Genomic DNA, 12390 nt, shown 5'->3' with positions numbered 1-12390 from the left:
AGTCGGCGAGCCGCGCATGCCCAGCTTGTCGATCTTCTGTCCGACCGAGAAACCGGGCATGTCTTTCTCGATCAGGAAGGCGGTGATGCCTTTCGAGCCTTCGCCGGTCTTGGCGTATACGACCAGCGTATCGGCATACGTGCCGTTGGTGATCCAGAACTTGGTGCCGTTGAGCCGGAAACCGCCCGCCGCCGCGTCGGCCTTCAGCTTCATGCCCACGACATCCGAGCCCGCGCCCGTCTCCGACATGGCAAGGCTGCCGACGTGTTCGCCCGAGATCAGCCTGGGCAGGTATTTCGCCTTCTGCTCGTCATTCCCCCAGCGGCGGATCTGGTTGACGCACAGGTTCGAATGCGCGCCGTAGGACAGGCCCACCGAGGCCGAGGCCCGACTGACTTCTTCGATCGCGATCACATGCTCGAGATAGCCAAGGCCGATGCCGCCCCATTGCTCCTCGACCGTAATCCCGTGCAGCCCCAGTTTGCCCATCGCCGGCCACAGCTCGCGCGGAAACCAGTCCTCCGCGTCCACCCGCGCGGCGAGCGGCGCAATCCGCTCGTCGGCGAAGCGCGAAACGCTCTCGCGGATCATCTGCGCGCTCTCGCCCAGCGCGAAGTCGAATTCTGGCGTGGCTGGCATATCAGTATTCTCCTGCAAGAATGAGCGCCGGGGCTTCAATGAGCTTCTTCAGCTCCTGCGCGAAACTGGCCGCGTCCCACCCGTCGACGACGCGGTGGTCGCAGCTCATCGAGATGTTCATCAGTTTGCGCTTCTCCACGCGCTCGCTTCCACTGGCATCGCGCACGAACATCGGCCGCTCGACGATCCGGTTCGGCCCGATGATCGCCACTTCGGGACGGTTGATAACCGGTGTCGTGGCGACGCCTCCCATCGGCCCCAGGGACGTGATGGTTATGGTGGAACCTGATAGTTCGGCCGATTTCGCCGATCCGTCCCGCGCTGTCTGGGCAAGACGCGCGATCTCCGTCGCCAACTGCCACAGATTGCGGTTCTGCGCATCGCGGATCACGGGCACCATCAGGCCTGCCGGAGTCTGGGCTGCCATACCCAGATGCACCGAACCATAACGCGTCACCACGCCCGCCTCGTCATCGTAGTGGGCGTTCAGCATCGGGAATTTCGGGATCAACTTGCAGATCGCGGAAATCAGGAACGGCAGCATCGTCAGCTTGGGACGCTCCCCCCTTCCCTCGTTGAGCTGCGCGCGCATCTCCTCGAGCGCGGTGACGTCGTACTCCTCGACATAGGCGAAGTGCGGGATCTTGCGCTTGGACGCCGTCATGTTTTCGGCGATGCGGCGGCGGAGGCCGATGACGCGGACCTGCTCGTCCTGTCCCTTGATGCCAGCGGGCTGAAATCCGCCGGCAGAGTTGTAGGCCAGGAACGCGTCGAGGTCCGCATGGCGAATCCGACCGTCCTCAGCCGGCCGGATTTCGCCCAGGTCAATGCCGAGGTCGGCGCCGCGCTTGCGGACCGCCGGGCTTGCCATCACCCTGGCATGGCCTGGCGGAGCATGGGGAATTTGCGCCTTCGTCGATGCGGCAGCGGGTTTGGCAGGTTCGGTCCGGACAGGTTCCGATCTGGTAATGGGTTCGGGAGCCTGCATAGGCTCAGGCGCTGTTGCCGGCACGTCTGCCTTGGGGAGTTCTTCCGCCTTGGCGGGGGGTGTCGCTGCGGCAGGCGTTTTCGCGGGTCCGTCCCGCTCGTTGCCATCACCTTCAACCTCGATCACCACGAGCGAAGAACCGATGGCGATGACATCGCCCGTTTCGCCGGCCACTTCGAGAACCTTGCCCGACACGGGGCTTTCCATTTCGACCGTTGCCTTGTCGGTCATCATGTCGGCAATGCGGCCGTCTTCCTCGACCGTATCGCCCACCTTCACGTGCCAGGCGACGATCTCGGCTTCCGCGATGCCCTCCCCAATGTCCGGAAGGCGGAATGTGTAGCGACCCATCAGGTGTTCTCCATGACCCGGCGCAGGGCCGCGGCGATGCGGGCCGGGCCGGGAAAGTAGTCCCATTCGAAAGCGTGCGGATAGGGCGTGTCCCAACCCGCCACACGCTCGATCGCCGTTTCCAGGCCGTAGAAGCAGCGCTCTTGTATCAAGGAAGAAAGCTCGCCGCCGAAACCGCCGAAGCGCGATGCCTCGTGCACGATCACACAGCGGCCCGTCTTGTTTGCCGAAGCCACGATCGTTTCGATATCAAGCGGAACGATCGAGCGCAGATCGATGACTTCGGCATCGATGCCGGTCTCGTCGACCGCCGCGAGGGCAACATGCACCATGGTGCCGTAGGCCAGAACCGTGACCGCATCGCCTGGTCGAACGACGGCCGCCTTACCCAGCGGTACCGTGTAATGGCCTTCGGGAACCTGCGCGGCCGGATGCCCTGCCCATGTCCCGATCTCACGATCGTGATGGCCGTCGAACGGGCCGTTGTAGAGCCGCTTGGGCTCCAGATAGATCACCGGATCATCGCATTCGATCGCGGCGATCAGCAGGCCCTTCGCGTCATAGGGAGTCGAGGGGATCACGGTCTTGAGGCCGGTAATATGCGCAAAGATGGCTTCCGGGCTCTGGCTGTGCGTCTGGCCACCGAAAATGCCGCCGCCATAGGGTGAGCGCACCGTAATCGGCGCCCAGAACTCGCCGCCGGAGCGGTAACGCAGGCGCGCCGCCTCGGACACCAGCTGATCGAAGGCGGGAAGGATGTAGTCGGCGAACTGGATCTCCGGCACCGGCCTCAGCCCTTGCGCACCCATGCCGATGGCAGTGGCGATGATGCCGCCTTCCGCGATCGGCGTGTCGAAACAGCGCCGGATACCATGCTTCGCCTGCAACCCCTCGGTCGCGCGGAATACGCCGCCGAAATAACCGACGTCCTCGCCGAAAACCAGCACATCGGGATCACGCGCCAGCATGACGTCGAGTGCATCGTTGATCGCCTTGACCATGTTGAGTTCGCGCATCGCTCAGGCACCCGCTTCACGGCGCTGTTCGATCAGGCGCCAGTCCGGTTCGGCAAAGACGCCCTCGAACATCTCTGACAACGGCGGCTTCGAGCGTCCCAGCGTGCCGATCGCCTCGCCTTCGCGGACCGCGGCACGCACTTCGGCATCGAGCTGCGCAATCAGGTCATCATGACGCTGCGCATCCCATTCGCCGATGCGGACGAGGTGCTGCCTGAGCCGCTCGATCGGATCGCCGAGCGGCCAGTGCTCGGCTTCGTCGCGCGGGCGGTAGCGCGTCGGATCATCGCTCGTCGAATGCCCGGTCGCGCGGTATGTGAAGAGCTCGATCAGGGTGGCACCCTTGTTGGCGCGTGCGCGTTCGGCCGCCCACTGCGTCGCGGCGGCGACCGCAAGAAAATCGTTCCCGTCGACCCGCAGGCCCGGCAGCCCATAGCCGATCGCACGCGCCGCAAAGGTCGTGTCCTGAGTGCCCGCCAGTCCGGCAAAGCTGGAAATCGCCCACTGATTATTGGTGACGCAGAGGATTACCGGGGCCTGATAGACGGCTGCAAATGTCAGCGACTCATGAAAATCGCCCTCTGCCGTGGAGCCTTCGCCGCAATAGGCCAGCGCGAGACTGTCGCTCTGGCGATAGGCCGACGCCATCGCCCAGCCCACGGCGTGGCCGTAGCGCGTGCCCAGATTGCCCGACAGCGAATAAAAGCCATAGTCCCGCGCAGAGAACAGGATCGGCAATTGCCGGCCATGCAGCGGATCGCTCGCGTTGGAGAAGATCTGGTTGACCATGTCGATGAGCGGGTAGTCCCGCGCGTGAAGCCAGCTCATTGCCCGGTAGGTGGGAAAGCACATGTCTTGCCGCTCCAGGACGAGAGCCTGTGCTGCACCGATCGCCTCCTCACCGGTCGACTTCATGTAGAAGCTGGTCTTGCCCTGGCGGTGGGCCCGGAAGAGACGATCGTCGAAAACACGGGTGCGCAGCATGGCCCGCAGGCCCCGGCGCATAAGATCAGGCGAAAGCCTGGGATCCCATGGACCGACGGCCTGCCCTTCGTCGTCGAGAACGCGGATCAGATCGAAGGGCAGGTCGCGCATTTCGGCCGGACTCGCCAGCGCGTCGGGACGACGGACAAGCCCGGCGTCGGGGACAATTATGTGTGAGAAACTCGCTGGCTGCCCTGGTCTTGAAGGTGGTTCAGGAACGTAAAATTCCAGCGGAGGTCGATTTGCCATTTTCCACTCCGTTTTCGAGGTGCCGTTCTAAGGCGGCCGGCGAGGAAAATCGTGTTCTAAGTCCGAGCGAAATCCAGCTTGATTGAGAACTATTTTCTCCATATTGTGCATATATAGGATGACATTTCCTAAATGGCACATTTTTCAGGAATTCAGATATGGATGACGTGGATCTGCGAATCCTGCGCCAAATTCAGGCAAACCCAGAGTTGCCCCTCTCCGAACTCGCGCCGTCGGTTGGCCTGTCGCAAACTCCCTGCTGGCGTCGATTGAAGAAGCTGGAAAAGAGCGGGGTGATCAAGGGACGAACCATATTGCTTGATCCCGCTTCGCTGGGACTGACAGTCAATGTGTTTGCGCACATTAAACTGACGTCACATCATGAGGAAACGCTCGAAGCGCTCGAGCGCGCTGTCGAAGAGCATCCAGAGATTATCGAATGCTTTTCAATGAGTGGAAATAGCGACTATATGCTCCGTATATTGTCACCTAGCATTGAAGCCTATGAACAATATCTCAAAAGGAAACTTTCGCATTTGCCCGCAGTGGTTTCAATAAACTCCAGCTTCGCACTGAAGTGCGTCAAAGATACCCGTATTCTTCCAATCTGATCTGCGAATTTCCCCTGAGATTGGAATGACCCACCGCCGCACGCGGGCGGCAGCCGATACCACGAAACAAAACATTTCCAATACATTGGCGAGATCGCTGTAAGCTGGTCATCTCGAAGTACCGGTGGTAGATAATGGCACGAAATGAGTCACTGCCTGAGCGCGACAACGGAAGCAGAGATGTCAGGACAGCCCGGCTTTTTCGATCTTTCCAACCGGTATAAGGCCCTGAGTGTAGCAAGCGATCCGCTTGAACGCTTGGCCGGCGTCGTCGGCTTCGAGGTTTTGCACGGACTATTGGTGACCGCATTGCGCCACTGCGAGCCGACGAGCAAAGGTCTCGATAAGCGGAATGTGAACTGCCGCGAGCCCTTCCGCCTCGCGCACTATGCGGCGGTAATCCACGGTGTTGTCGATCCTCTCCACATCGGCGACTTGGAGCTTCAGGTCGACTGTGATCACTAGCGGCTGCTGCCTACCGACCTCGACCGGATTAATCCCGATGTCCGCAAGGAGCGGCAGGTCGCGCACACGTACCGTGGTCGTGGCCTCAGTCATTCACGGTCTTCCGAGCGGCGGTCACGGTGTTGCTCAGCAAGCAGGCGATCGTCATCGGACCAACCCCGCCAGGCACCGGGGTCACGGCTTTGGCATGATCGAGCTCATGGGTGGCGCAATCGCCGACGATCCGCTTGCGCCCGTCATGATCCGTGATCTGGGTAATCCCCACGTCGACAACGACGGCGCCCGGCTTTACCCAATAGCCGCGCACCAAGTGCGGTGCGCCCGCCGCCGCCACGATCACGTCGGCCCCGCGCGTGATGTCAGGCAGGTTGCGCGTTTCGATATGGGTAACCGTTACCGTGGCCTCGCGCTCGAGCAACAGCATGGCGACAGGTTTACCGACGATGTTCGACTTTCCGATCACTACCACGTTAAGGCCGCGATAGTCATCTATAACGCTGTCGAGCAGCATCATGATCCCGAGTGGCGTGCATGGCACTAGCCCGCCGGTGCCGGTGGACAGGCGTCCGACGTTGACCGGATGGAAGCCGTCGACGTCCTTGGCAGGCGATATCCGATCCAGCACTCGGCCGGCGTTTATCCCCTTCGGCAGCGGAAGTTGGATGAGAATGCCGTGCACATCATCGTCCGCATTGAGCGAATCGATAAGCGTCAAAATCTGGGCTTCGGTGCAATCTTCCGACAGACGCTGCTCGATCGAACCGATACCGACCCTACAGCACTCGGCGAGCTTGCGAGCCACGTAGACTTCGCTTGCCGGATCGTTGCCAACCAGGACGACGGCAAGCACAGGGGTCGCATCCCGCGCGCGAAGCTCGGCGACCGCTTCGGCCGTACGGGCCGAAAGCGCCTGCGCCATCGCGCGGCCGTCGATCAGCGCTCTCATTCATTAGTTCCGGAAAACCACGGTGCGCGCGCCGTTTGCGAAGACACGGTCCTGCAGGTGGAGGCGCACGGCTTCCGCAAGCACGCGTCGTTCGATGTCCCGACCCTTGCGGACCAGATCCTCAGGCGTATCGGAATGGCTCACTGCCTCGACATCCTGGTGGATGATCGGGCCCTCATCGAGATCGGCGGTAACATAGTGCGCGGTCGCGCCAATCATCTTAACCCCGCGATCGAACGCCTGATGATAAGGCTTGGCGCCCTTGAATCCCGGGAGAAAGCTGTGGTGGATATTGATGCAGCGCCCCGAGAGGAAAGCCGCCAGATCGTCCGACAGGATTTGCATGTAGCGTGCAAGGACGACCAGCTCGGCGCCAGCCTCGCTCACGACCTGCTTGATCTGCGCTTCCTGCTGCGGCTTGGTGTCCTTGCTGATCGGTAGATGATAAAAGGGAACATCCCCGATCAGCCCGCCATGGAGGAGTTCGCGGGGGTGATTGGAGATAATGCCAACCACCTCCATCGGGAGTTCGCCCAGGCGTTCGCGATAGAGCAGATCGACGAGGCAATGGTCCCATTTGGAGACCATCAGCGCGACCTTCTTGCGCACAGCCTGGTCCTGCAGCGACCATTCCATTCCGGCTTCGCCGGCGATCTGCGCGAATTCGTCGCGCAGGCGCTCGACGCCCCATCCCTCGCTGGGCTCGAACGCGATGCGCATGAAGAAGAAGTCATTCTCGCTGTCGTCGAATTGCTGCGCGTCGAGGATGTTGCTGCCTCTGTCGGCCAGAAATCCCGCCACCTTCGCGACCAGCCCCGGCCGATCGGGGCACTGGAGCCGCAGAGTATACACGTCCGACACCACTTTCTCCTTTGTTGAACTGCCAACGCGATCAGTGCGCACTGTCGTAATCCCTGATCCACGCCACCGTCTTTTCGAGCCCGCCGAACGGGTAGAAGTGAAGCCGCACCAGCCCGTGCTGAGGGCCAAGCGAGCGGGCGAAAGTGTCGAGGAGCCTGTCGGGTCCGGCAGAGCCGATGAGTCGGCCGATCGAGATGCCGTACTTGGCCAGGACTGTCGTCGAGGCCCCCACCCCGCAGCGTGCGGCAAAGCGCATCAGCGTTTTGATCCCGGCGGGACCGGGCACGCCTATCCTGACAGGGGCGACGATGCCGCGCGAGCGCAGGGTTTCCAGCCAGCGCAAGGTGCGATCCGCGTCAAAGGCGAACTGGGTGACGATCAGCGGCGCCATGCCTCGACGCCCGATCTCGGCACATTTCGTTTCCAACGTCTGCCAGCACTGCTCATCGGTCATGTGCGGATGCCCCTCGGGATGGCCGGCTATCCCAAGGACACTTGCACCGTAGCGCTCGAACGCCCCCGAGGCGATCAGGCTCATGCTGTCGGGAAAGGGGCCTTCCACCTTAGCGGTATCGCCCGCAATAACGAAGCATCGCGTCACGTTCGCCGCCTCGCATATCCTGTGCAGGTAGCATTCGAACTCGCCGACAGATTGCAGGAGCCGTGCCGAAAAATGCGGCATCGGCTCGAAGCCAAGTTTTCGGACCGCCCGAACGACGGCCACCCGCGCATCGTAGGATTCTCCCGGCAGGAACGTGATGGCCACCGGCGTACCAGCCGCGATGTTCGATGCCGCCGCGTTTAGCGAGTCGACGTCCCGGGCTGTCATTTCGAGCGAGAAGCCGTCGATCAGGTTGGTCTCTGCGTACGCCACATTTGCACCAAGTGCTGCCTTCATTGGGGCCTCCATTCGCCGCCGCCCGTAAGGGTTCTGGTGTTCGACCGCCTTCGCCCGGCGTCCGCTTGCAGTGGATCGCAAGCGGAGCCGACGACATTCAGGCTGGATGGTCAGATCTTCCGGTATTCCTCGCGGGCGACCCGCGAGTATGGCGCCGGGCTCACGGTAGTTCTGATTGGCACGATGTCCGTCGCGGGTGTGACGTAGCGGCCGAAGCCACCTCCACTCTCCCCCCAGTGCAGTAGAACTTCGTCGCCGATGCGGACGGATTCATCCAGGAGCGACAAGGTCAGCATGGCGCGTTCACCGGCCATGTATGCGGACGAGTGGCCCGTCCCGACTTCCTTACCGTTTGCTGTCACCCGGAAATACTGCATGTCCAGCTTGTCGCTCATGGTCGGCAGATGAAGAAATTTGACATTCCGTCCGTCGCGAATGAGCATTTCCCTGAAAAGGTTAGCCGTATCGTCCGGGTCCCAGGCCAGCGTCACCTTCTGCAACTTCGCTTCGCCGGCACGGGCGCGCAGGGCATCGCGTCCGATAAACTCATGATCCAGATGGATCAGACGACCATAACCCATGTCGAAAGGCGTTCGGTAGTAGTCCGAAACGCAGTCACGCTCCTGGCTGCCCGTCAGTCGGATCAAGCCCTCGACTTCGTCGCTTGGCATCCATTCGCGATAGCCGCGAAGTTCCGGGCCGCTGTAGATCGCTGGCAAAACCGTATGCACCCACCCGGACTCAACGGCGGATGAGACGTAAGCCGCAGCCCCGACTTCAACGATGCCAAACTCCTCGCCCTCCTCCAGGATTGTGCCACGAATTTCATCGCGCGCCTCCCAAGGCCCCCAAATCTCCAGTCCGGGCGCTCCGGCCATTCCGTGGCGAAGCCCTTCCATGCGATGCCCTGCCACGGTGATCTCGGTAAGATGGAAGAACGGGACGTCGGCGACGGAGCCGCCATTGAGTTTCTCGATCAGCGCCCACGCATTCGGACCCTGGATCTGGTAGCGGCACGCGGGGCGCCGATTGCCGTGGCCATTCGCATAGACGGGTGATCGAGGGTCAACCGTGGCTGTCACGTCGAAGCCAAGAGTTTCCGCGTGGTAGGATAGCCAGTTGAGGAGATAGGGGCCAACTGCCGCGAACGTGTTTTCATCCTGTTGCAGCAGGATCCCGTCGCCGACCAGGTAGCCGTCGGGCGAAGCACAGATGATCTGGAAAGCTCTGCCGGGGTGGGCGTTTGTAAGATTATTGCACGCCATATAAGTGAGAAACGTCTTCGCATCCCGGCCGCTGATGATCACCGCCTGCATGTGATGCGACTGATCCAAAAGAGCGACCGTATCCCGCCACGCAAGCTGTTCGCGTTCCCAATCGGTGAACTCATAGGGGAGCTGCGGCATGATCAGCTTGGGATCCCAGGCACGGTTAGTGTGGCGGTGGGTCTTGTCGCTGCGGAGATAGCCGAGAGGGCTGTCCGCGCTTTCCAGGATAGACTGTAGGTTCATCGGCACGAGATTCCTGTCCATTCCATGCGCTTCAAAAAGTGGCATTCGGTGCGGGGTCAAACGATCTACCTACGGCGCTTCTGGGCCGAACCTGGGTGCAGATTAGCGTCGCTGCCAGCCTATCCAATGAGCGGAAGCACCAGTTCAGCATGACCCTGTCTCCCTCCCCACATTGGGCAATATTGCCGGTTCAGAAATTGAAGCCTGCGCGAATGCCGTACGTCCGGGGTGATCGCAGGGCAGCCACAAACAGTCCGTTGGTCAACGGCGGCGGGAAGCTGTTGGTGAACACCGTCTTGTTGAACGCGTTGCGGACATAGCCGCCGATGTAGAACCGATCATTTGGCGCGTTATAAGTCAGCGCGGCATCGACGTTCCAATAAGAACCCTGCGTCTCCACCGGAAGGAACTCGAGCCCGGTCAGCGTCTTGCTCTGGAAATTGCCGGATGCGTTGAAGACGAACTCGCCACCGTTCCCGAGCGGGACTCTCTGTTCGCCGGTCAGGCGGATCACCCATTTGGGCGCATTGGGCGGACGAAAGCCCGAGCAATCCAGCGCAATCGTGGCACCACCGCCGGAAGGCGCGGTCGCGCAACCGGTCTGCGGCGGCGAATTCGCAGGCACGTTGTAGACGAACTCGTCGTACTTGGCATCGAGGTACTGAACCTGGGCGCCCAAACGGGTAGTATCCGTTACCAGTGCCTCCAGTTCGACCTCGCCACCGGTAAACGTAGCCTTGCCCACGTTTTCCGTCGGGAAGATTATGACCGACTGCTGTGTATCGGGATCAAGTGCCGAGCCCAGATGGCTGATCTGCTGGTCCTTGTAGATCCAATGAAACGCCTCGACATTGAGACGAATCCGGTTGCCCATGAAGCTGTTCTTCGAGCCTAGCGTGAAGGCCTGAATCGTTTCCGGCGAATAGGTGTTCTGGGTGGGAGAGAAGAAGAAGCCCCCCGACTTGAACCCGGTTTCATAGCTGGCATAAATCAGGTTATCCGGCGTGACCTGATAGTCGGCCGCCAATCTATAAGTGAACTTGTTGAAGCTGTTCGAGCTGTTGTTTGAGATCTCGTTATAGACTTGCACCAGGAAGCGATCGGGATCAAAGCCATTTTCGTAGGCCGCGATGCCGCCGGCCAGCGGGAACGGCACGAGCCCGACGGATTCCAGGTTAGCGAAGGCAAGTGGCAACGTATCGTTGAACGGGATTGGCGGTGCCCCCGGACATGTCAGCCCAAAGCTGAAGGTTTCAGTGACGCAGAACCGATTCTGACCCCGGTAAAGGCCCTGGAACGCCTTCTTTTCCTTTGTGTAGCGTCCGCCGAGCGACAGTGTCAGTTTATCTGTCGCGCGAAAGTTCAGGCGACCGAAGAACGCGTAACTTTCTGTTTGGTATTCATAATTCTGAAGCGCCGCATTATATTGCGCATTTGTCCGGAACAACGGGACGTCGCCATCTTCATCAATGTAGTAGGCGCCCAGAAGGTAGCTGAAAGTGTTCGTGTCGTCCGAAGCCAGCCGCGCCTCCATGCTGAACTGCTGGCTGCGGGCGTCTTCCGATATGTAAAAGCCGGGCTGGATCGTGACCGACTTGCTGTCGGTTTCCCTGTAAGCGGGGATCACGGTCAGCTCGCCCGCTGGAGTATCCCAATTGATCGTGGCGGAAACGCCCCAATTATTGATATCGACATCGCTGACATCGGGAAGTCCAGTCAGAAAACTGCCTGCGGTGAAAACGAAAGTGTCCTGTTCGTATACGGCCTGCGCGCGCGGATCGGACAGCCCGACACGATCATCGATATCAAAACGTCCGCCGGTGTCCGAGATGATGGTGGCACCGCCTCCTTTACCGCGTTTTCTGAAATAGTCGCCGGTAACGGTGACATCGAGTGTGGGTGTTAATTCGGCGCGCATGCCCAGACGGGCACTGAAATCGTCCTGATCGTCGGTACCGTCGGACAGATACCCGTCATGCTTGACCCGCATCGCCGACAAACGGATCGCGCCATTGTCACCAAGCGGCGCATTTACCGCGCCTTCGACGCGCATATGGTCGTAGTTCCCGTATTCGCCCGAGATATGGCCGCCGAACTCACCCAACTTCGGAGCGGCCGGGATGACGTTGATGGCGCCCCCGGTCGCGTTGCGTCCGTATAGAGTGCCTTGCGGTCCTTTCAGGACCTCGACACGCTCAAGGTCATGGAAAAAGCCGCCCGTACCTTGGGCGCGCGCGATGTACACGTCGTTGAAATTGAACGCGATCGCGCCATCCGACAGAGAATTACCCGAGAAATTTCCCACGCCGCGCAAATAGAAAAGACTCTTTCCGCCCGTTCCGGTCGACACCTCCAGCGCGGGCACCGCCCCGGTCAGACCGGCGGGATCGGTCACACCCTGCTGGACCAGGGCGTCGCCGCTCACAGCGGAAATCGCGATGGCAGCGTTTTGCAGCGATTCCGCCCGCCGCTGCGCCGTGACGACAATTTCCCCCAGACCAGCATCATTACTCTGCTCGACCGGTCCCGCATCCTGGGCGATGGCGGGCGCAGCAAATGTACCGAGCGACACGACGCTCAGGACAGGTGCCGCCAACAGCGTTGATTTGCGCATTATTTCTCTCCCTCAAGATCGCGCCCGCATTTATTTCGCGGACTGCACTTCACGTTGAACTCACTAAGAGGCGTGGACCTATTGAGCGAATCGACTTTTGCGATCAGATCTATTCCCGACACAGATGCGTTGCGCCGCGACGATTTGATGGGATTTGTAGCCGCCCCTTGCAGCACCCGCAGTTCAAATAAACTACTGTTTTACATTGATTATGCTGACGGGGACGATGCTCAAACGCTAACAGCAGCCTCGCTCCG

General features: G+C 60.7%; 11 protein-coding genes and 1 pseudogene. 2 read left to right on the top strand and 10 right to left on the bottom strand.

The genetic code is table 11. From position 1 onward, the window contains the following. From IEX32_RS05875 to IEX32_RS05860, 4 genes are all read right to left on the bottom strand, one after another. On the bottom strand, positions 1-639 hold a 639-nt coding region (locus IEX32_RS05875), incomplete at its 3' end, for an acyl-CoA dehydrogenase family protein (protein WP_188769423.1). Position 640: 1 nt separating this feature from the next. Beyond that, positions 641-1978 (bottom strand): dihydrolipoamide acetyltransferase family protein, encoded by a 1338-nt coding sequence (locus IEX32_RS05870; RefSeq protein ID WP_188769421.1) that lies wholly within the window; start codon positions 1976-1978, stop codon positions 641-643. Next, positions 1978-2994 carry an alpha-ketoacid dehydrogenase subunit beta gene (locus IEX32_RS05865; RefSeq protein ID WP_188769419.1) on the bottom strand — a complete coding sequence of 339 codons (1017 nt, stop codon included), beginning with the start codon at positions 2992-2994 and terminating at the stop codon, positions 1978-1980. Before IEX32_RS05865 ends, IEX32_RS05870 begins: the two co-directional genes overlap by 1 nt. Before the next feature lie 3 nt (positions 2995-2997). Then, positions 2998-4227, bottom strand: a complete 1230-nt coding sequence (locus IEX32_RS05860; protein WP_188769418.1) for a thiamine pyrophosphate-dependent enzyme — start codon at positions 4225-4227, stop codon at positions 2998-3000. Between the two features lie 158 nt (positions 4228-4385). On the opposite strand from IEX32_RS05860, the gene IEX32_RS05855 reads away from it, so the two are divergent. Beyond that, on the top strand, positions 4386-4838 hold the full coding sequence (locus IEX32_RS05855; protein ID WP_188769417.1) for an Lrp/AsnC family transcriptional regulator: 453 nt from the start codon (positions 4386-4388) through the stop codon (positions 4836-4838). Between the two features lie 180 nt (positions 4839-5018). Further along, positions 5019-5177 (top strand): annotated as a pseudogene (locus IEX32_RS20620) (IS5/IS1182 family transposase); the annotation flags it as partial. Here IEX32_RS20620 and IEX32_RS05850 read toward each other — a convergent pair. From IEX32_RS05850 to IEX32_RS05825, 6 genes are all read right to left on the bottom strand, one after another. Continuing rightward, positions 5133-5396, bottom strand: coding sequence for a dihydroneopterin aldolase (locus tag IEX32_RS05850; RefSeq protein ID WP_188769416.1), 264 nt, complete (start codon positions 5394-5396; stop codon positions 5133-5135). The pseudogene IEX32_RS20620 and the gene IEX32_RS05850 overlap by 45 nt on opposite strands. Further along, positions 5389-6249: a bifunctional 5,10-methylenetetrahydrofolate dehydrogenase/5,10-methenyltetrahydrofolate cyclohydrolase gene (locus IEX32_RS05845; protein WP_188769415.1), complete on the bottom strand. Its 861-nt coding sequence runs from the start codon at positions 6247-6249 to the stop codon at positions 5389-5391. Before IEX32_RS05845 ends, IEX32_RS05850 begins: the two co-directional genes overlap by 8 nt. Before the next feature lie 3 nt (positions 6250-6252). Next, positions 6253-7110, bottom strand: coding sequence for a formyltetrahydrofolate deformylase (gene purU, locus IEX32_RS05840; protein ID WP_188769414.1), 858 nt, complete (start codon positions 7108-7110; stop codon positions 6253-6255). Between the two features lie 31 nt (positions 7111-7141). Continuing rightward, complete coding sequence (locus IEX32_RS05835) at positions 7142-8008, bottom strand: methylenetetrahydrofolate reductase (protein ID WP_188769413.1); 867 nt, start codon at positions 8006-8008, stop codon at positions 7142-7144. Between the two features lie 110 nt (positions 8009-8118). Next, the gene (locus IEX32_RS05830; RefSeq protein ID WP_188769412.1) at positions 8119-9540 is read right to left on the bottom strand and encodes an aminomethyl transferase family protein; all 1422 of its coding nucleotides are present in this window, start codon (positions 9538-9540) and stop codon (positions 8119-8121) included. A gap of 169 nt (positions 9541-9709) precedes the next feature. After that, positions 9710-12133, bottom strand: coding sequence for a TonB-dependent receptor (locus tag IEX32_RS05825; RefSeq protein WP_188769411.1), 2424 nt, complete (start codon positions 12131-12133; stop codon positions 9710-9712). Positions 12134-12390: the final 257 nt, after the last annotated feature.

It is taken from the genome of Novosphingobium endophyticum (assembly GCF_014640675.1).
GTDB lineage: Bacteria > Pseudomonadota > Alphaproteobacteria > Sphingomonadales > Sphingomonadaceae > Novosphingobium > Novosphingobium endophyticum.
The sequence above is the reverse complement of the archived record's forward strand: the minus strand, read 5'-3'. Positions and strand labels throughout refer to the sequence as shown.